General features: G+C 61.3%; 30 protein-coding genes. All 30 read left to right on the top strand.

The window, feature by feature from the left end:
• Positions 1-15: 15 nt before the first annotated feature.
• The 30 genes from tuf (at position 16) to GA829_RS22765 (ending at position 18,988) form a co-directional block, all read left to right on the top strand.
• Complete coding sequence (gene tuf, locus GA829_RS22910; RefSeq protein ID WP_195174892.1) at positions 16-1,191, top strand: elongation factor Tu; 1,176 nt, start codon at positions 16-18, stop codon at positions 1,189-1,191.
• Positions 1,192-1,260: 69 nt separating this feature from the next.
• A complete protein-coding gene (gene rpsJ / locus GA829_RS22905) occupies positions 1,261-1,569 on the top strand; it encodes a 30S ribosomal protein S10 (RefSeq protein ID WP_006205468.1) in 309 nt (102 codons plus the stop codon).
• 59 nt (positions 1,570-1,628) lie between these two features.
• Complete coding sequence (rplC, locus tag GA829_RS22900) at positions 1,629-2,351, top strand: 50S ribosomal protein L3 (RefSeq protein WP_195174891.1); 723 nt, start codon at positions 1,629-1,631, stop codon at positions 2,349-2,351.
• A complete protein-coding gene (gene rplD, locus GA829_RS22895) occupies positions 2,351-2,971 on the top strand; it encodes a 50S ribosomal protein L4 (protein ID WP_195174890.1) in 621 nt (206 codons plus the stop codon). Before rplC ends, rplD begins: the two co-directional genes overlap by 1 nt.
• Positions 2,968-3,261, top strand: a complete 294-nt coding sequence (locus GA829_RS22890) for a 50S ribosomal protein L23 (RefSeq protein ID WP_023757976.1) — start codon at positions 2,968-2,970, stop codon at positions 3,259-3,261. The genes rplD and GA829_RS22890 overlap by 4 nt, the downstream gene beginning before the upstream one ends.
• A gap of 23 nt (positions 3,262-3,284) precedes the next feature.
• Positions 3,285-4,118, top strand: coding sequence for a 50S ribosomal protein L2 (rplB, locus tag GA829_RS22885; protein ID WP_195174889.1), 834 nt, complete (start codon positions 3,285-3,287; stop codon positions 4,116-4,118).
• A 16-nt stretch (positions 4,119-4,134) separates the two neighbouring features.
• Positions 4,135-4,413: a 30S ribosomal protein S19 gene (rpsS, locus tag GA829_RS22880; protein WP_006205463.1), complete on the top strand. Its 279-nt coding sequence runs from the start codon at positions 4,135-4,137 to the stop codon at positions 4,411-4,413.
• Positions 4,414-4,415: 2 nt separating this feature from the next.
• On the top strand, positions 4,416-4,805 hold the full coding sequence (gene rplV, locus GA829_RS22875) for a 50S ribosomal protein L22 (protein WP_006205462.1): 390 nt from the start codon (positions 4,416-4,418) through the stop codon (positions 4,803-4,805).
• Positions 4,805-5,536, top strand: coding sequence for a 30S ribosomal protein S3 (gene rpsC, locus GA829_RS22870; RefSeq protein ID WP_195174888.1), 732 nt, complete (start codon positions 4,805-4,807; stop codon positions 5,534-5,536). The genes rplV and rpsC overlap by 1 nt, the downstream gene beginning before the upstream one ends.
• Before the next feature lie 27 nt (positions 5,537-5,563).
• On the top strand, positions 5,564-5,977 hold the full coding sequence (gene rplP / locus GA829_RS22865; RefSeq protein ID WP_006205460.1) for a 50S ribosomal protein L16: 414 nt from the start codon (positions 5,564-5,566) through the stop codon (positions 5,975-5,977).
• A gap of 13 nt (positions 5,978-5,990) precedes the next feature.
• Complete coding sequence (gene rpmC, locus GA829_RS22860; RefSeq protein WP_006205459.1) at positions 5,991-6,191, top strand: 50S ribosomal protein L29; 201 nt, start codon at positions 5,991-5,993, stop codon at positions 6,189-6,191.
• 11 nt (positions 6,192-6,202) lie between these two features.
• Positions 6,203-6,442 (top strand): 30S ribosomal protein S17, encoded by a 240-nt coding sequence (gene rpsQ, locus GA829_RS22855; protein WP_195174887.1) that lies wholly within the window; start codon positions 6,203-6,205, stop codon positions 6,440-6,442.
• A 72-nt stretch (positions 6,443-6,514) separates the two neighbouring features.
• Positions 6,515-6,883, top strand: a complete 369-nt coding sequence (rplN, locus tag GA829_RS22850) for a 50S ribosomal protein L14 (RefSeq protein ID WP_006205457.1) — start codon at positions 6,515-6,517, stop codon at positions 6,881-6,883.
• A gap of 12 nt (positions 6,884-6,895) precedes the next feature.
• Entirely contained in the window at positions 6,896-7,210 is a 315-nt protein-coding gene (gene rplX, locus GA829_RS22845) for a 50S ribosomal protein L24 (protein ID WP_013531428.1), read from the top strand.
• Positions 7,203-7,781: a 50S ribosomal protein L5 gene (gene rplE, locus GA829_RS22840; protein WP_195174886.1), complete on the top strand. Its 579-nt coding sequence runs from the start codon at positions 7,203-7,205 to the stop codon at positions 7,779-7,781. Before rplX ends, rplE begins: the two co-directional genes overlap by 8 nt.
• Before the next feature lie 27 nt (positions 7,782-7,808).
• Positions 7,809-8,114, top strand: coding sequence for a 30S ribosomal protein S14 (rpsN, locus tag GA829_RS22835; RefSeq protein ID WP_195174885.1), 306 nt, complete (start codon positions 7,809-7,811; stop codon positions 8,112-8,114).
• Positions 8,115-8,126: 12 nt separating this feature from the next.
• On the top strand, positions 8,127-8,525 hold the full coding sequence (rpsH, locus tag GA829_RS22830) for a 30S ribosomal protein S8 (RefSeq protein ID WP_006205453.1): 399 nt from the start codon (positions 8,127-8,129) through the stop codon (positions 8,523-8,525).
• Positions 8,526-8,617: 92 nt separating this feature from the next.
• Positions 8,618-9,151, top strand: a complete 534-nt coding sequence (rplF, locus tag GA829_RS22825; protein WP_195174884.1) for a 50S ribosomal protein L6 — start codon at positions 8,618-8,620, stop codon at positions 9,149-9,151.
• A 139-nt stretch (positions 9,152-9,290) separates the two neighbouring features.
• Positions 9,291-9,650, top strand: a complete 360-nt coding sequence (gene rplR / locus GA829_RS22820; RefSeq protein ID WP_091584612.1) for a 50S ribosomal protein L18 — start codon at positions 9,291-9,293, stop codon at positions 9,648-9,650.
• A gap of 156 nt (positions 9,651-9,806) precedes the next feature.
• Entirely contained in the window at positions 9,807-10,370 is a 564-nt protein-coding gene (gene rpsE, locus GA829_RS22815) for a 30S ribosomal protein S5 (protein WP_006333394.1), read from the top strand.
• Positions 10,371-10,394: 24 nt separating this feature from the next.
• A complete protein-coding gene (gene rpmD, locus GA829_RS22810; RefSeq protein WP_023736690.1) occupies positions 10,395-10,592 on the top strand; it encodes a 50S ribosomal protein L30 in 198 nt (65 codons plus the stop codon).
• A gap of 22 nt (positions 10,593-10,614) precedes the next feature.
• Positions 10,615-11,088: a 50S ribosomal protein L15 gene (gene rplO, locus GA829_RS22805; RefSeq protein WP_027044981.1), complete on the top strand. Its 474-nt coding sequence runs from the start codon at positions 10,615-10,617 to the stop codon at positions 11,086-11,088.
• Between the two features lie 192 nt (positions 11,089-11,280).
• Positions 11,281-12,621, top strand: coding sequence for a preprotein translocase subunit SecY (gene secY, locus GA829_RS22800; RefSeq protein WP_195174883.1), 1,341 nt, complete (start codon positions 11,281-11,283; stop codon positions 12,619-12,621).
• Positions 12,618-13,217: an adenylate kinase gene (locus GA829_RS22795; protein ID WP_195174882.1), complete on the top strand. Its 600-nt coding sequence runs from the start codon at positions 12,618-12,620 to the stop codon at positions 13,215-13,217. Before secY ends, GA829_RS22795 begins: the two co-directional genes overlap by 4 nt.
• Positions 13,218-13,434: 217 nt before the next feature.
• On the top strand, positions 13,435-13,803 hold the full coding sequence (gene rpsM, locus GA829_RS22790) for a 30S ribosomal protein S13 (protein WP_006205445.1): 369 nt from the start codon (positions 13,435-13,437) through the stop codon (positions 13,801-13,803).
• A gap of 127 nt (positions 13,804-13,930) precedes the next feature.
• Positions 13,931-14,320 (top strand): 30S ribosomal protein S11, encoded by a 390-nt coding sequence (rpsK, locus tag GA829_RS22785; RefSeq protein ID WP_006205444.1) that lies wholly within the window; start codon positions 13,931-13,933, stop codon positions 14,318-14,320.
• 102 nt (positions 14,321-14,422) lie between these two features.
• Positions 14,423-15,433: a DNA-directed RNA polymerase subunit alpha gene (locus GA829_RS22780; RefSeq protein WP_013531438.1), complete on the top strand. Its 1,011-nt coding sequence runs from the start codon at positions 14,423-14,425 to the stop codon at positions 15,431-15,433.
• 104 nt (positions 15,434-15,537) lie between these two features.
• Positions 15,538-15,966 (top strand): 50S ribosomal protein L17, encoded by a 429-nt coding sequence (rplQ, locus tag GA829_RS22775; RefSeq protein WP_195174881.1) that lies wholly within the window; start codon positions 15,538-15,540, stop codon positions 15,964-15,966.
• A 178-nt stretch (positions 15,967-16,144) separates the two neighbouring features.
• Positions 16,145-17,635 carry a DegQ family serine endoprotease gene (locus tag GA829_RS22770; RefSeq protein WP_195174880.1) on the top strand — a complete coding sequence of 497 codons (1,491 nt, stop codon included), beginning with the start codon at positions 16,145-16,147 and terminating at the stop codon, positions 17,633-17,635.
• A 42-nt stretch (positions 17,636-17,677) separates the two neighbouring features.
• Positions 17,678-18,988, top strand: a complete 1,311-nt coding sequence (locus GA829_RS22765; RefSeq protein ID WP_195174879.1) for a replication-associated recombination protein A — start codon at positions 17,678-17,680, stop codon at positions 18,986-18,988.
• Positions 18,989-19,048 lie beyond the last annotated feature (60 nt).

The raw sequence follows: 19,048 nt of genomic DNA, 5'->3' as shown, positions 1-19,048 counted from the left end.
GAATGGAGACATCACATGGCAAAAGGTAAATTCGAGCGTAACAAGCCTCATGTGAACATTGGCACGATTGGCCACGTCGATCATGGCAAGACATCGCTGACGGCAGCGATCACGAAGTATTTTGGCGAATACAAGCGCTACGACCAGATTGATGCGGCGCCTGAGGAAAAGGCACGCGGCATCACGATCTCGACGGCGCACGTAGAGTATGAGACGGCAGCCCGTCACTATGCCCACGTCGATTGCCCCGGCCACGCCGACTATGTGAAGAACATGATCACCGGTGCGGCGCAGATGGACGGCGCGATCCTGGTTGTGTCGGCAGCTGACGGCCCGATGCCGCAGACCCGCGAGCACATCCTTCTGGCCCGTCAGGTTGGCGTTCCTTCGATCGTGGTGTTCCTGAACAAGGTCGACCAGGTTGACGATGCCGAGCTGCTCGAACTGGTCGAGCTCGAGGTTCGCGAGCTTCTGTCGAAGAACGAATTCCCCGGCGACGACATTCCGATCGTCAAGGGTTCGGCTTTGGCCGCGCTGGAAGATTCCGACAAGAAGATCGGTGAAGACGCGATCCGCGAGCTGATGGCAGCGGTTGACGCCTACATCCCGACGCCGGTTCGTCCGCTCGACAAGCCGTTCCTGATGCCGATCGAAGACGTGTTCTCGATCTCGGGCCGTGGCACGGTCGTGACCGGCCGCGTCGAGCGTGGCATTGTCAAGGTTGGTGAGGAACTCGAGATCATCGGCATCCGTCCGACGACCAAGACGACCTGCACGGGCGTTGAAATGTTCCGCAAGCTGCTCGATCAGGGCCAGGCTGGCGACAACATCGGCGCGCTGCTGCGCGGCGTTGACCGTGAAGGCGTTGAGCGCGGCCAGGTTCTGGCCAAGCCGGGCACCGTGAAGCCGCACAAGAAGTTCGTTGCCGAAGCCTACATCCTGACCAAGGACGAAGGTGGCCGTCACACGCCGTTCTTCACCAACTACCGTCCGCAGTTCTATTTCCGCACGACGGACGTGACGGGCATCGTGTCGCTGCCGGAAGGCACCGAGATGGTGATGCCTGGCGACAACATCACGGTCGATGTCGAGCTGATCGTGCCGATCGCCATGGAAGAGAAGCTGCGCTTCGCTATCCGTGAAGGCGGCCGCACCGTCGGTGCCGGCATCGTCGTCACCATCACAGAGTAATTTGGACTTAAACCGATCTGTCGCGGGCGCAGGATATGCCCGCGCCGCGCCAGAACAAGGAAGTGACGCATGAACGGACAGAATATCCGCATCCGCCTCAAGGCGTTTGATCACCGGGTGCTCGACGCCTCGACACGGGAAATCGTGTCGACGGCCAAGCGTACCGGCGCCAACGTCCGCGGCCCCATTCCGCTGCCGACGCGGATCGAAAAGTTTACGGTCAACCGGTCGCCTCACGTCGACAAGAAGAGCCGCGAGCAGTTCGAGATGCGCACGCACAAGCGTCTGCTCGACATCGTCGACCCGACCCCGCAGACGGTCGATGCTTTGATGAAGCTCGATCTGGCCGCCGGTGTGGACGTCGAGATCAAGCTCTAAGGAACGAGAGCGAGGAAGGGGCGGTGCCCCTGGCCCGGAACTCTAAAGGAATTGAACCGATGCGTTCAGGTGTGATTGCAAAAAAGGTGGGAATGACCCGCATCTACAACGATGCCGGGGAACATGTTCCCGTCACCGTTCTCCTGATGGAGAACTGCCAGGTCGTGGCTCAGCGCACGCAAGAGAAGAATGGCTATACCGCCGTTCAGCTCGGCGTTGGCCTGGCCAAGGTGAAGAACACGTCGAAGGCGCTGCGCGGCCATTTCGCCACCGCTTCCGTCGAGCCGAAGGCGAAAGTCGCCGAGTTCCGCGTCTCCGCCGACAACATGATTGATGTCGGCGCCGAGATCACCGTCGAGCACTTCGTCGCCGGCCAGAAGGTCGATGTGACGGGCACGACGATCGGCAAGGGTTTCCAGGGTGTTATCAAGCGGCACCACATGGGTGGTGGTCGTGCGACCCATGGTAACTCGGTTTCGCACCGTACGCATGGTTCGACCGGCCAGCGTCAGGACCCGGGCAAGGTGTTCAAGGGCAAGCATATGGCTGGCCACATGGGCGATACCCGCGTCACCACGCAGAATGTCGAGGTTGTCTCGACTGACACAGATCGCGGCCTGATCCTGATCCGCGGTGCGGTTCCCGGATCGAAGGGCGCCTGGATCCTGGTCCGCGATGCGGCCAAGGTGGCGCTGCCGGCCAATGCGCCGAAGCCCGCCGCGATCCGCGCCGTTTCGGCAGCTGCTACGAACGAGGCTCCGGCCACAGAGGGAGCGGAATAATGGATCTCAAGATCACAACGCTTGGCGGCAAAGACGCCGGCAAGGTGGAACTCTCCGATGAGATTTTCGGCCTTGACCCGCGCGAGGACATTCTGCAGCGCGTCGTGCGCTGGCAGCTCGCCAAGAGGCAGCAGGGCACGCACAAGGCCAAGGGCCGCGCTGAAATCGCGCGCACCGGCGCCAAGATGTACAAGCAGAAGGGTACGGGCCGCGCTCGTCACCATTCGGCACGCGCTCCGCAGTTCCGCGGCGGCGGCAAGGCTCACGGCCCGGTCGTTCGCAGCCACGAGCACGAACTGCCCAAGAAGGTTCGCGCACTTGGCCTGAAGCACGCTCTCTCGGCCAAGGCCAAGAGCGCTTCGATCATCATCATTGATGAGCTGAAGCTGACCGAGGCCAAGACGAAGGCACTGATCGCGAATTTCGCGACGCTGGGCCTGACAAACGCCTTGCTGATCGGCGGCGCCGAGCTTGACAAGAATTTCAAGCTGGCGGCCACGAACATTCCGAACATCGACGTGCTGCCCATCCAGGGCATCAACGTCTACGACATTCTGCGCCGCGGCACGCTGGTCCTTTCGAAGGCCGCCGTCGAGGCTCTCGAGGAGCGCTTTAAATGACCGACCTTCGTCATTACGACGTGATCGTCAGCCCGGCGATCACTGAAAAGTCGACCATGGCCTCCGAGCAGAACCAGGTCGTCTTCAACGTCGCCAAGAAGGCGTCGAAGCCGGAAATCAAGGCCGCCGTCGAAGCGCTGTTCGGCGTCAAGGTGATGGCCGTGAACACGCTTGTCCGCAAGGGCAAGATCAAGCGCTTCCGTGGCACGGTTGGCCGCCAGAGCGACGTCAAGAAGGCGATTGTGACATTGGCCGATGGCCAGTCGATCGACGTCGCGACGGGTCTCTGAGCAAGGCCGCGAGGACAACAAACATGGCACTGAAAAAATTCAACCCGGTAACGCCGAGCACCCGCCAGCTGGTCATCGTCGACCGCTCGGGCCTCTACAAGGGCAAGCCCGTCAAGGGTCTGACCGAAGGCCTGACCAAGTCGGGCGGCCGCAACAACTACGGCCGCATCACCGCCCGCTTCATCGGCGGTGGTCACAAGCGTTCGTACCGCATCATCGACTTCAAGCGCCGCAAGTTCGACGTCGTCGGCACGGTCGAGCGCATTGAATACGATCCGAACCGCACCGCCTTCATCGCGCTGATCAAGTACGACGATGGCGAACTGTCCTACATCATCGCCCCACAGCGTCTGGCTCCCGGCGACAAGATCGTGGCTGGTGAATCGGTTGACGTGAAGCCGGGCAATGCGATGCCGCTGGCCTCGATGCCGGTCGGCACGATCGTCCACAACATCGAGCTGAAGCCAGGCAAGGGCGCGCAGGTTGCGCGTTCGGCCGGTGGTTATGGCCAGCTCGTCGGCCGCGACCAGGGCATGGCGATCCTTCGCCTCAACTCGGGTGAGCAGCGCGTTGTGCACGGTTCGTGCATGGCCACTGTCGGCGCCGTGTCCAATCCGGACCATGGCAACATCAACGACGGCAAGGCCGGCCGTACGGTTTGGCGTGGCAAGCGTCCGCACAATCGCGGCGTGACCATGAACCCGGTCGACCATCCGCACGGCGGCGGCGAAGGCCGCACTTCCGGTGGCCGCCATCCGGTTTCCCCATGGGGCAAGCCGACCAAGGGCAAGAAGACGCGGTCCAACAAGGCGACCGACAAGTTCATCCTGCGCTCGCGCCATCAGCGCAAGAGCTAAGAAGAGGTAACGCCAAGTGACTCGTTCTATTTGGAAAGGCCCCTTCATCGACGGCTACCTTCTCAAGAAGGTGGACAAGGTTCGTGAAGGTGGTCGCAATGAGGTGATCAAGATGTGGAGCCGTCGCTCCACCATCCTGCCGCAGTTCGTCGGCTTCACCTTCGGTGTCTACAACGGCCAGAAGCATGTTCCCGTCTCGGTGAACGAGGACATGGTCGGTCACAAGTTCGGTGAATTCGCTCCGACCCGGACCTATTACGGTCACGGCGCGGATAAGAAGGCGAAGAGGAAATAATCATGGGCAAGGCCAAAGCTCCGCGCAGGCTTGCTGATAACGAAGCGCGCGCCGTGTTGCGCACGATCCGTATCAGCCCGCAGAAGCTGAACCTCGTTGCCGCGCTGATCCGCGGCAAGAAGGTCGCGACAGCGCTTTCCGATCTCGAATTCTCGGCCAAGCGGATTTCCGGCACGGTCAAGAAGACGCTGGAATCGGCGATCGCCAACGCGGAAAACAACCACGACCTGGATGTCGATGCACTGATCGTGGCGGAAGCCTATGTCGGCAAGTCGATCGTCATGAAGCGGTTCCATGCCCGTGGCCGTGGTCGCGCCAGCCGCATCGAGAAGCCGTTCTCGCACCTCACGATCGTTGTTCGTGAAGTCGAAGAAAAAGGGGAGGCCGCATAATGGGCCAGAAAGTCAATCCGATCGGTCTGCGCCTCGGCATCAACCGCACCTGGGATTCGCGCTGGTTCGCGAACACCGGCGAGTACGGCAAGCTGCTGCATGAGGACATCAAGATCCGCAAGTATCTTGAGAAGGAACTCAAGCAGGCTGCGATCTCGAAGGTCGTGATCGAGCGCCCGCACAAGAAGTGCCGCGTCACCATCCATGCCGCTCGCCCTGGTCTGATCATCGGCAAGAAGGGCGCCGACATCGAAAAGCTTCGCAAGAAGCTGATGGAAATGACGAAGTCCGAGACGCACCTCAACATCGTTGAAGTGCGCAAGCCGGAAATCGACGCGACCCTGGTTGCCCAGTCGATTGCCCAGCAGCTCGAGCGCCGTATCGCTTTCCGTCGTGCCATGAAGCGCGCCGTGCAGTCGGCGATGCGCCTCGGTGCCGAAGGCATCCGCATCAACTGCGCCGGCCGCCTCGGCGGTGCCGAAATCGCGCGCATGGAATGGTATCGTGAAGGCCGCGTGCCGCTGCATACGCTGCGCGCCGATGTCGACTACGGCACGGCTGAAGCGCACACAGCCTATGGCATCTGCGGCGTCAAGGTTTGGGTGTTCAAGGGCGAGATCCTTGAGCATGACCCGATGGCTTCGGAGCGTCGTGCGACCGAGGGTGATCATGCGCATGGCGGCGGTGGTGGTGGTGATCGCGAACGCGGTCGTCGTCGCGAAAACGCCTAAGACATTTAGGAATTTGGAGTTAGAACGATGCTGCAGCCAAAGCGCACAAAGTTCCGCAAGCAGTTCAAGGGCCGTATCCATGGTACCGCAAAGGGCGGTACCAATCTGGATTTCGGCGGTTTCGGGCTGAAGGCGCTTGAGCCGAACCGCGTCACCGCACGTGAGATCGAGGCGGCCCGCCGCGCGATCACCCGTGAAATGAAGCGTGCCGGCCGCGTCTGGATCCGTATTTTCCCAGACGTGCCGGTCACTTCGAAGCCGACCGAAGTCCGCATGGGCAAGGGCAAGGGCGCTGTCGATTACTGGGCGGCGCGCGTCAAGCCGGGCCGCATCATGTTCGAGATCGACGGCGTCAATGAAGAAACCGCCCGTGAGGCGCTGCGTCTCGGCGCGGCCAAGCTCTCGGTCAGGACGCGCTTCGTACAGCGCATCGCAGAATAAGGACGGGCTGATCATGAAAGCCGAAGACATCCGGACCAAGACCCAGGACCAGCTGACCGACGACCTGGCCAGCCTGAAGAAGGAGCAGTTCAACCTGCGCTTCCAGAAGGCCACCGGCCAGCTCGAGAAGACCGCGCGCGTGAGGCAGGTCCGTAAGGACATTGCGCGTATCAAGACCATCGCTGCGGAAAAGTCCGCGGCTAAGAAGGCTTAAGGACGAAAACCATGCCAAAGCGCATTCTGCAGGGCACCGTCGTCAGCGACAAGAACGAGAAGACGGTTGTCGTCAAGGTCGAACGGCGCTTCACGCATCCCGTGATGAAGAAGACCGTGCGCATGACGAAGAAGTACAAGGCGCACGACGAGAGCAACGCCCACAAGGTTGGCGATCAGGTGTCCATCCAGGAATCGAAGCCGATTTCCAAGGATAAGCGCTGGATCGTTGTGTCTTCGGACCAGGCGTAACAAAACGAATTTTGGACAGACCGGGGAGGGGTGAAGAACCCATCCCGTTAGAAAAGAAGAAGGCGGCCAGTCATGATTCAGATGCAAACAAACCTCGACGTCGCGGATAATTCCGGCGCCCGTCGTGTCATGTGCATCAAGGTGCTGGGCGGCTCGAAGCGGAAATACGCTTCCGTGGGCGACATCATCGTGGTGTCGATCAAGGAAGCCATTCCGCGCGGCCGCGTTAAGAAGGGCGATGTGATGAAGGCGGTCGTGGTTCGCACGGCCAAGGACATCCGCCGCCCGGACGGCAGCGTGATCCGTTTCGACAAGAACGCGGCCGTTCTCGTCGACAACAAGAAAGAGCCGATCGGCACGCGTATCTTCGGACCGGTTCCGCGCGAACTCCGCGCCAAGAACCACATGAAGATCATCTCGCTCGCGCCTGAAGTGCTGTAAGGAGCCGGACCAATGCAAAAGATTAGAAAAGGCGACAAGGTCGTCGTGCTGGCCGGCAAGGACAAGGGCCGTTCGGGCGAAGTCCTCTCGGTTCAGCCGAAGGAAGACACCGCGCTGGTGCGCGGCGTCAACATGATCCGCCGTCACCAGAAGCAGTCCCAGTCCCAAGAGGGCGGGATCATCACCAAGGAAGCGCCGATCCAGCTGTCGAACATCGCGCTGGCCGACCCCAAGGATGGCAAGCCGACCCGCGTCGGTTTCATCTTCCAGAAGGACGGCAAGAAGGTGCGCGTCGCCAAGCGCTCGGGAGAAGTCATCAATGGCTAAGGCTCAAACCAAGCAGGCAACTGCCCAGAACACGCCGCGCCTCAAGCAGGTCTACAACGAGACCATTCGCAAGGCGCTGCGGGAGCAGTTCGGCTACGAGAACGAGATGCAGGTTCCCCGCATCGACAAGATCGTGCTGAACATGGGTGTTGGCGAAGCAACCGGCGACTCGAAGAAGCCTTCGATCGCTGCTGAAGATCTCGCGATGATCGCCGGCCAGAAGGCCGTCGTGACCCGCGCCCGAAATTCGATCGCCGGCTTCAAGGTCCGCGAGAAGATGCCGATCGGTGCCAAGGTCACGCTGCGCAAGGAACGCATGTACGAGTTCCTCGACCGCCTCGTGAACATCGCACTGCCACGCGTCCGCGACTTCCGCGGATTGAATCCGAAGAGCTTCGATGGCCGTGGCAACTACGCCATGGGCATCAAGGAACACATCGTGTTCCCGGAGATCAACTACGACAAGGTTGATCAGATCTGGGGCATGGACGTCATCGTTTGTACGACTGCGAAGACGGACGACGAAGCCAGGGCATTGCTCAAGGCTTTCAACTTCCCCTTCCGCCAGTAACGGCAGCGAGAAAAGGAAAAATCTGAAATGGCAAAGACCAGCTCAGTCGAGAAGAACAACCGGCGCCGGAAACTTGCGGACCAGTACGCTCCCAAGCGTGCGGCCCTCAAGGCGATCATCATGGATCAGACCAAGCCGATGGAAGAGCGCTTCCGCGCCCAGTTGAAGCTTGCGGCCATGCCGCGCAACTCGGCCAAGATTCGCATCCGCAACCGCTGCGAAGTCACCGGCCGTCCGCGTGCCTACTATCGTAAGCTCAAGGTATCGCGCATCGCGCTTCGTGATCTCGGCAACAACGGCCAGATCCCGGGCCTGGTCAAGTCGAGCTGGTAAGGAGCACATAACATGTCATTGAGCGATCCTCTCGGCGATATGCTGACCCGCATCCGCAACGCCTATGGGCGCAAGAAGTCGAGCGTCTCGACGCCGGCCTCGCGCCTGCGTACCCGCGTCCTCGACGTGCTGAAGGCTGAAGGCTATATCCGCGATTACAGCCAGACCGACTTCGACAACGGCAAGTCCGAAATCGAGATCGAACTGAAGTATTTCGACGGCGCGCCGGTCGTGCGTGAAATCGCCCGTGTTTCGAAGCCAGGCCGTCGCGTCTACGTTTCGGCCAAGTCGATCCCGCACGTCGCCAACGGCCTCGGCATCGCCATCCTTTCGACACCGAAGGGCGTGATGGCCGACCACGAAGCGCGTGAACAGAATGTCGGTGGGGAAATCCTCTGCCAGATCTTCTGATCTGGTAAGTGACCCCGAAAATTGGAATCCGGTTTTCGGGATCATGCCCGAAGACAGAGACCTGAAACAAGAGAAGTGACGAGGACAACAAAATGTCTCGTATTGGAAAGAAACCCGTTTCGCTGCCGCAGGGCGTGACCGCGACCGTCAACGGCCAGACCGTGACGGCGAAGGGCCCCAAGGGTGAGCTGAAGTTCGTGGTGAACGACGAAGTCCTGGTCAAGATGGAAGGCAGCGAGATCGCTGTCCAGCCGCGCGACCAGACCAAGGCCTCTCGCTCCAAGTGGGGCATGTCGCGCACGCAGATCGTCAACATTCTGCAGGGCGTCAAGGACGGTTTCGAAAAGAAGCTCGAGATCACCGGCGTCGGCTATCGTGCCGCCCTGCAGGGCAAGAACCTGCAGCTCGCGCTTGGCTTCAGCCACGATGTCGTTTACCAGACGCCGTCAGGTATCACGATCACCGTGCCGAAGCCGACCGAAATCACCGTGGCCGGCATCGACAAGCAGCAGGTCGGCCAAGTTGCCGCCGAAATCCGCGAGTATCGCGGTCCCGAGCCTTACAAGGGCAAGGGTGTTCGTTACGCTGGCGAGAAGATCGTCCGTAAGGAAGGCAAGAAGAAGTAGTGGGCTTGGCCCCGAAAGGTTTCAGACTTTTCGGACAGGACCAAGCCAAGGAAGTGCAACGCCGCGGGGAGCGGTCGCGGGAGGCGTATCGCCTACCGCATATGGCAGTCCCCGTTTTTTGAAGGCAAGGAAGACTATCATGGCTACCAAGGAATCCATCCAGCGCCGCGCGCAGCGTGTCCGCCGTCAGATCAAGAAGGTCGCCGGCGAGCGTCCGCGCCTTTCGGTCCACCGCACGTCGAAGAACATCTATGTTCAGGTCATCGACGACGCCAAGGGCCACACTATCGTCGCGGCCTCGACGCTTGAGAAGGACCTCAAGGGTTCGCTCAAGACCGGCGCCGACACCGCCGCTGCCGCCGCGATTGGCAAGCTGATCGCCGAGCGCGCCACCAAGGCCGGCGTCAAGGAAGTTGTCTTCGATCGCGGCGCCTATATCTATCACGGCCGCGTCAAGGCACTGGCAGAAGCTGCTCGCGAAGGTGGCTTGAGCTTCTAATTGCCTGATTTTGAACTGTAAGTCAGCGCAGCAAAAAGTTGCAGACTTTTCAGTTCGGATCATGCAAAGGGAAGAATGAATTTCGCCCCCGATGACCCTCAGAGGCATCGGATCTTATCAGCAACCGTGCTTCCGGAAAAAAACAAGGAACAGGATATGGCACAGGAACGTAGGGATGGCGGCCGAGGCCGCGATCGTGAGGAACGCGATGACGGCATGGTGGACAAGCTCGTCCACATCAACCGCGTCGCCAAGGTCGTCAAGGGCGGCCGTCGCTTTGGTTTTGCAGCACTCGTCGTTGTCGGCGACCAGAAGGGCCGCGTTGGCTTCGGTCACGGCAAGGCTCGCGAAGTGCCTGAGGCGATCCGCAAGGCAACTGAATCGGCCAAGCGCGACATGATCTTCGTGCCGCTTCGCTCGGGCCGTACGCTGCATCACGACGTCGAAGGACGCTGGGGTGCTGGACGCGTGCTGCTGCGCGCTGCCAAGCAAGGTACCGGCATCATCGCCGGCGGCCCGATGCGCGCTGTGTTCGAGACGCTCGGCATGCATGACGTGGTCGCCAAGTCGATGGGTTCGTCGAACCCCTACAACATGGTTCGCGCCACGTTCGACGCGCTGAAGAGCCAGATGCATCCCAAGGATGTGGCTGCTGCTCGTGGCATCAAGTATTCGACGCTTCAGGCCCGCCGCGGCACCGCCGTTGCGGCTGAAGAATAGTCGATCTGACCAGGGATTTTGACCATGGCCAAGAAAGCAACAAAGACCGTCACCGTTGAGCAGATCGGTTCGCCGATCCGCCGCCCGAAGGAACAGCGCGCGACGCTGGTCGGGCTCGGCCTCAACAAGATGCACAAGCAGCGCACGCTGGAAGATACGCCCTCCGTGCGCGGCATGATCGCTGCCGTCCAGCATCTCGTCCGCGTCGTGGACGAGGGCTGAGCCAGAGCGCAGGAGAACTCAGATGAAACTCAATGATCTGCGTGACAAGGACGGCGCGACGCACTCCAAGAAGCGTCTCGGCCGTGGCATTGGCTCCGGCTCCGGCAAGACCGCCGGTCGCGGTGTCAAGGGCCAGAAGGCTCGCTCCGGCGTTGCCATCAACGGCTTCGAGGGTGGCCAGATGCCACTTTACCGGCGCCTGCCGAAGCGTGGCTTCAACAACATCTTCGCCAAGAGCTTCACGGTCGTTTCGCTGGCCCGCATTCAGGTAGCCATCGACGCCAAGAAGCTCGACGCCAAGGCAACCGTCACGGCTGAATCACTCGTCGCTGCCGGCGTCATCCGCCGCGTCAAGGACGGTGTGCGCATCCTCTCGGACGGCGAGATCAAGGCGAAGCTCGCCTTTGACGTCGCCGGCGCCTCCAAGGCCGCGATCGAGAAGATCGAAAAGGCCGGCGGTTCGGTCAAGTTGCCGGAAAAGGCAGCTGCCGAGTAACAGCAATTTGAAGCGCGGTCGGCAGGAGTGGGATCCATTTTTGCTCGCGGCCGTGCTTTGATCTGCTCAATATCGCGGCCGCGTCAACGCGGCCGCTTGCATGTTTACGGTCCGGAGCTTATCTCGTGAGCTTCGGTGACACGCGCCGCCTGACCTGCGGGCCATTGAGCGTTACCAAGCGGAGAATCAGGCATGGCTTCGGCTGCTGAACAACTAGCCTCGAATCTGAATTTCTCGGCCTTCGCCAAGGCAGAGGATCTGAAGAAGCGCATCTGGTTCACGATCGGTGCATTGCTCGTCTATCGCCTTGGCACCTATATCCCGCTGCCCGGTATCAATCCCGACGCCTTTGCGCAGGCCTTTTCCTCGCAGAGCAAGGGCGTGCTCGGCATGTTTAACATGTTTGCCGGCGGCGCCGTGCAGCGCATGGCGATCTTCGCGCTCGGCATCATGCCCTACATCTCCGCCTCCATCATCATGCAGCTGATGACCTCGGTCATTCCGTCGCTGGAATCGCTGAAGAAGGAAGGCGAGCAGGGCCGCAAGATCATCAACCAGTACACGCGCTACGGCACTGTGCTGCTGGCGCTGGTTCAGGCCTACGGCATTTCTGCCGGCCTGGAGAACGGCAACGGCATCGTCAGCGACCCCGGCATGTTCTTCCGCATTTCGACGGTCGTCACGCTGGTCGGCGGCACCATGTTCCTGATGTGGCTTGGCGAGCAGATCACCGCGCGCGGGATCGGCAACGGCATTTCACTGATCATCTTCTCTGGTATCGTCGCCGGCCTGCCGCATGCGATCTCCGGCACCCTGGAGCTTGGCCGCACCGGCGCGCTGTCGACGGGCCTGATCCTGGCGATCATCGTTCTCGCCGTCGTCGTCATCGCGCTCATCGTGTTCTTCGAGCGCGCCCAGCGCCGCTTGCTGATCCAGTATCCGAAGCGACAGGTCGGCAACCGCATGTTCCAGGGCGATACCTCGCACCTGCCACTGAAGCTCAACACCTCGGGCGTCATTCCGCCGATCTTCGCTTCGTCGCTGCTTTTGCTGCCCGCGACCATCGCCGGCTTCTCGCAGACGACCAACATGCCTGCATGGGCAAGCACCATCCTGGCGTCGCTTGGCCACGGCCAGCCACTCTACATGGCGTTCTATGCGGCGATGATCGTGTTCTTCGCTTTCTTCTACACCGCGATTGTGTTCAACCCGAAGGACACCGCCGACCAGCTCAAGAAGCATTCAGGCTTCATCCCAGGCTATCGTCCGGGCGAACGGACCGCGGACTACATCGATTACGTCCTCACCCGCATCACCGTCATCGGCGCCATTTATCTGGTGCTGGTGTGCCTGTTGCCTGAGTTCCTGATTTCGGCGACTGGCGTACCGTTCTACCTTGGTGGCACATCGCTTCTGATTGTGGTCAGTGTCACGCTCGATACCGTGGCGCAGATTCAGGGCCACCTGATCGCCCATCAGTATGAGGGCCTGATCAAGAAGTCGAAGCTGCGCGGGGGGAAGAAAGCCAGATGAGGTTGATATTGCTTGGGCCGCCAGGGGCGGGCAAGGGGACGCAAGCACAAAGACTGGTAGAGAAATACGGCATACCCCAGCTTTCCACGGGGGACATGCTGCGCGCCGCGGTTCAGGCTGGCACCGAAGTCGGCAAACGCGCCAAGGCAGTGATGGACGCCGGGGAACTGGTGTCCGATGCGATCGTGAATGCCATCGTTGCCGAGCGTATCGATCAGGCGGATTGCGCCAAGGGCTTTATCCTCGATGGATACCCGCGGACGCTCGTCCAGGCCGACTCGGTCGATGCGATGCTTTCCGAGCGCGGTTTGAGCCTCGATTCGGTCATTGAACTGGTGGTCGACGACAGGGCGCTGGTTGGACGAATCGTCAAGCGCGCCGATGATGCCAAGGCCGCCGGCCAGCCGGTGCGCAAGGACGACAATCCTGCCGTGTTCGAGGAGCGTCTGCGCGAGTACTACAAGAAGACAGCCCCGCTGATCGGCTACTACTATGCCAAGGGCAAGCTCAAGGGCGTTGACGGGATGGCCGATATCGACGCGGTCACCAAAGAGATCGAAGCGGTGCTCGCGGCTGCGGCCAAAGGGGCAAAGTAGAGATATTAACGATTGCGCTTGACGGGAGCGGTTCGCTGGGGTATGGCGGCCCGTCTTCCTATCAGGCATGAGGCTTGCTTGTCCGCAAGGGCAAGGCGGTCGCTTTGAACTGGAAACTCCCGCATGGGCCGGCCTCCACCGGACGCGGGGCAACTTAGATAGTGCTTGGTCAGCCTTTTTAATGGTTCGCCAGGCCCCACATGGAGAAGAGAAGAATATGGCTCGTATAGCCGGCGTTAACATTCCGACCAACAAGCGCGTCGTCATTGCGCTTCAGTACATTCACGGCATTGGCAAGAAGTTTGCCCAGGAGATCGTCGACAAGGTCGGCATCCCGGCAGAGCGCCGCGTCAACCAGTTGACTGACGCGGAAGTGCTGCAGATCCGTGAAACCATCGACCGCGACTACCAGGTCGAGGGCGACCTGCGCCGCGAAGTGTCGATGAACATCAAGCGCCTGATGGACCTCGGCTGCTACCGCGGCCTCCGTCACCGTCGTTCGCTGCCGGTTCGCGGCCAGCGCACGCACACCAATGCGCGCACCCGCAAGGGCCCGGCCAAGTCGATCGCTGGCAAGAAGAAGTAAGTTTCAGGCGGCTTGTCCGTCTCGCCCGGCAGCCTCGGCTGCCGGTTGCGTTTTCCCGGCAACTGAAAAACGGGATGGTGGAGCCGCTGGCATTACGGCGGTGTAGAGATCAACTGAAAGGACTATCATGGCCAAGGAAGCCGCTCGTGTTCGCCGTCGCGAACGCAAGAATATCTCGTCGGGCGTTGCCCACGTCAATTCGACCTTCAACAACACGATGATCACCATCACCGACGCGCAGGGCAATTCGATTGCCTGGTCGTCGGCCGGTGCCCAGGGCTTCAAGGGTTCGCGCAAGTCGACCCCGTTCGCTGCCCAGATGGCTGCCGAGGACGTTGCCAAGAAGGCCCAGGAACACGGCATGCGCATGCTCGAAGTCGAGGTCTGCGGACCCGGCTCCGGTCGTGAATCAGCTCTGCGCGCCCTGCAGGCGGCCGGCTTCACCATCACCTCGATCCGTGATGTGACGCCGATCCCTCACAATGGCTGCCGCCCGCGCAAGAAGCGCCGCGTCTAAGAAATTACCGAACGCCGCGAGAACGCCTAAAGGCGTTCCTCTGCGGTATTCCAGGTCGCCCGCCACGATTGGATGGTGGCGGGTCAACGGAAGGAAAGCATCATGATCCAGAAAAATTGGCAGGAACTGATCAAGCCGAACAAGATCGAGTTCTCGTCGAAGAAGAAGACGCTGACCACGCTGGTCGCCGAGCCGCTCGAGCGGGGCTTCGGCCTCACTCTCGGCAACGCGCTGCGTCGCGTGCTTCTGTCTTCGCTGCGTGGCGCGGCTGTTACCGCCGTGCAGATCGACGGCGTTCTACATGAATTCTCGTCCATCGCCGGTGTGCGCGAGGACGTGACCGACATCGTGCTCAACATCAAGGAAATCGCCATCCGCATGGAAGGCGACGGCCCCAAGCGCATGGTCGTTCGCAAGCAGGGACCGGGTGCGGTTCTCGCTGGTGACATCCAGACGGTTGGCGATGTCGAGATCCTCAACCCCGACCACGTCATCTGCACGCTGGACGAAGGCGCTGAAATCCGCATGGAATTCACCGTCGACACCGGCAAGGGTTACGTGCCGGCCGACCGCAACCGCGCCGAAGACGCGCCGATCGGCCTTATACCGGTCGACAGCCTCTACTCGCCGGTCAAGAAGGTCTCCTACAAGGTCGAGAACACCCGTGAGGGCCAGGTTCTCGACTACGACAAGCTGACCATGACCATCGAGACCGACGGTTCGATCACCGGTGAAGACGCGGTAGCTTTCGCTGCCCGCATCCTGCAGGACCAGCTCGGCCTGTTCGTCAACTTCGACGAGCCGCAGAAGGAAGTCGCCGCCGAAGCCGTCACCGAGCTCGCCTTCAACCCGGCGCTGCTCAAGAAGGTCGACGAGCTCGAGCTTTCGGTGCGTTCGGCCAACTGCCTGAAGAACGACAACATCGTCTATATCGGCGACCTGATCCAGAAGACCGAAGCAGAGATGCTGCGCACCCCGAACTTCGGCCGCAAGTCTCTGAACGAGATCAAGGAAGTCCTGGCGGCGATGGGCCTCCATCTCGGCATGGAAGTGCCGGACTGGCCGCCGGAAAACATCGAAGACCTCGCCAAGCGTTACGAAGATCAATACTGAGCATGAATTCCAAGGATCGGCGGCGTAAGCCGCTTGATCCGACGGTCATGCGGAAAACCATCAGAGGCCGTGGCCTCTTGAACAACTGAAGAAGGAAAAGAGCTATGCGCCACGGTTTCAAAGGCCGCCGCTTCGCCCGCAGCATCAGCCACCGCAAGTCGATGTTCGCCAACCTGGCCGTGTCGCTGCTCGAGCACGAGCAGATCGTCACCACTTTGCCGAAGGCGAAGGACCTACGTCCGATCGTCGAGAAGCTGGTGACACTCGGCAAGCGCGGCGACCTGCACGCTCGCCGTCAGGTGATCGCGCAGATCGGCAACGAAGGCGTCGTCAAGCGCCTGTTCGACACCATCGCACCGCGCTACGCCACCCGTAACGGCGGCTATCTGCGCATCATGAAGGCGGGCTTCCGCCACGGCGACAACGCGGCCATGGCCGTGATCGAGTTCGTCGATCGTGATACCTCGGCCAAGGGCGCCGGCGATCGCGCCCGCCTCGAGGCAGAAAGCGCCGATTCGGAAGCTGCTGCCTGATCGCACGATCTTTGCGGAGTGAATTCAAAGGGGCCTACGGGCCCCTTTTCGTTTTCTGGAAGCAGCAAATGGCGGTTGGATCGATTTGAGCCAAAATATTCGGATTTCAGCGGCTTAGCCTTTCATTTTGCACAATCGTCGGGACAATGGCGCCCGAACTGGCCTCGGAGGATTCGCAATGCGCGCCAAAAGACTGTCCCTTGTTCTGCTCTTCGCCGCGATGGCGTTCGCAGTCGCACCTGTGGTCAGGCAGGCGTTCGCGGAAGACGCGGCCAAGACCGATCCGGGCCTGTCCGACGTGCTGACCGATCTGCTGCACGGCGTCGAAGGCGAGAACGGCACTTCTGGCGCCGACAAGCGCGTGCCGTTCGGTCGCGAGGAAGTGCAACTGTCCTTCGCGCCGCTGGTCAAGCAGACAGCGCCGGCGGTGGTCAATGTCTACGCTTCGCAGACCGCCAAGGTAACGTCGCCCTTCGATGGCGATCCGTTCTTTGAGGAGTTTTTCGGCCGCTCGCAGCCGCGCGCGCAGTCATCGCTCGGCTCCGGCGTGCTGGTCGATCCGACCGGCGTCGTGGTCACCAATTACCACGTCATCAAGGATGCGGACCAGGTCAAGGTTGCGACCGCCGACGGCCGAGAATTCGCCAGCAAGGTCCTGCTCAAGGACGAGACGCTCGACCTTGCCGTGCTCAAGATCGAATCCGACAAGCCGTTTCCGGTGATCGCCATCGGCGATTCCGATGCGCTTGAGGTCGGCGACCTTGTGCTGGCCATCGGTAATCCCTTCGGCGTCGGCCAGACCACCACCAGCGGCATTGTCTCTGCCCTGGCGCGCAGCCATATCGGCGTCTCCGATTCCAGCTTCTTCATCCAGACCGATGCCGCCATCAATCCCGGTAATTCCGGTGGTGCGCTGATCAATATGGGCGGCCAGCTGATCGGCATCAACACCGCCATCTACAGCCGCAGCGGCGGCTCGATCGGCATTGGCTTTGCCATTCCGGCCAACATGGTGCGCGCCTTCGCTGATGCCGCCAAGGCTGGGCTTTCCTTCTTCGAACGGCCCTATATCGGTGCTGAGTTCGAGGCGGTGACGCCACAGATCGCTGAATCGCTCGGTATGGAAAAGCCAACCGGCGCACTGGTTTCATCGGTTGACGAGTCGGGTCCGGCCGCCAAGGCCGGCCTCAAGCCCGGTGATGTCGTGCTGCAGCTCAACGGCAAGCTGGTCGAGAGCATTGAAGCGCTCGACTTCCGCATGGCGACCCTGTCGATCGGCACCAAGGCCAACTTCGCCGTGCTGAGCAAAGGCCAGCAGGCGGCGATGGAGATCGCACTGGAGCGCGCGCCGGAAGGCGCCAAGCCATCCGAAGTCACCCTGCACGGCCGCAGCCCGTTTTCCGGCGCTAAAGTCGCGGAGCTGTCGCCGCGGCTGGCGCAGCGGCTTGGCCTGCGCACCGACATCAAGGGCGTCACCGTGGTCGACATCAATCGCGATTCGCCAGCCGCTGATTTCGGCTTCCAGCCGGGTGACATCGTGCGCGAAGTGAATGGCACCGCCATCGATACCGCCGCCACCTTGGAACAAGCGGCCAAGCAGGACACACGCTGGTGGCGCTTTACCGTCGAGCGTGGTGGGCAGATACTGCGGCAGGTGTTGCGTTACTGAGTTCGATCCCCTGAAGCGATCGGCTCCAACCAAAAGAAGTGCATGGCCGATCTGTTCAGCGTTGATGAGCCGGAAAAAGTGCCGCCTGGCAGGCCGCTGGCCGACAGGCTTCGGCCGAGGAACCTGGGTGAGGTCGTCGGTCAGGAACACCTGACTGGCCCCGACGGCGCGCTGACGCGCCTCATTGGCTCCGGCTCGCTCGGTTCGATGATCTTCTGGGGCCCGCCCGGCACTGGCAAGACCACGGTCGCGCGGCTGCTCGCCGGCGAAACCAGCCTGGCTTTCGAGCAGATATCGGCTGTGTTTTCCGGCGTCGCCGATTTGAAGAAGGTGTTTGAAGCGGCCAAGCTTCGCCGGTCGAACGGGCGCCAGACCCTGCTTTTCGTCGACGAGATCCATCGTTTCAACCGCGCCCAGCAAGACGGATTCCTGCCTGTCATGGAGGACGGTACCGTTGTGCTGGTTGGCGCCACCACCGAAAACCCGTCCTTCGAACTGAACGCCGCGTTGCTGTCCCGCGCCCGCGTACTGGTCTTCCATTCGCTGGGGCAAGAGAGCATAGCCAAGCTCATGGCGCGCGCCGAGGAGAACGAGGGCAGGGCGCTGCCGCTCGATGACGAGGCGCGGGCGATGCTCATCAGGATGAGTGACGGCGATGGCCGCGCATCGCTGACGCTCGCCGAGGAAGTCTGGCGGGCCGCGAAGCCAGGCGAGGTCTTCGACACCGATGGACTGCAGCGCATCGTCCAGCGCCGCGCACCAATCTACGACAAGGGCCAGGACGGCCACTACAATCTGATCTCGGCGCTGCACAAGTCCGTGCGTGGTTCGGATCCCGATGCCGCGCTCTACTATCTCGCGCGTATGTTCGATGCCGGTGAGGATCCGCTCTATCTCGGCCGCCGGCTGGTACGCATGGCGATGGAGGATATCGGGCTCGCCGATCCGCAGGCGCTTGTGGTCGCCAATGCCGCCAAGGATGCCTACGACTATCTCGGTTCGCCGGAGGGCGAACTCGCTTTTGCCGAAGCCACCGTCTATCTCGCCACCGCGCCCAAATCCAATGCTGTCTACAACGCCTTCAAGGCGGCCACGCGCGCGGCCAAGGAGTTCGGTTCGCTGCTGCCGCCCAAGCATATCCTCAATGCGCCGACCAAGCTGATGAAAGAGGAAGACTACGGCGCCGGCTACCGCTACGACCACGACGAGCCGGATGCCTTTTCGGGCCAGGACTATTTTCCAGAAAAGATGGGCCGCCAGACTTTTTATGATCCGCCCGAACGCGGTTTCGAGCGCGACATCCGCAAGCGGCTGGATTACTGGGCGAAGTTGCGAAGCGAACGGGAAAAGTAGGCTTGCGCGGCCCTGTCGTCGTCACGCTTCGAGATGAAGTTTCGCCTTGGGGCATTTCCG

The sequence above is a fragment of the Mesorhizobium sp. INR15 genome (genome assembly GCF_015500075.1).
GTDB lineage: Bacteria > Pseudomonadota > Alphaproteobacteria > Rhizobiales > Rhizobiaceae > Mesorhizobium.
This window is presented reverse-complemented; position numbering and strand designations above follow the sequence as displayed.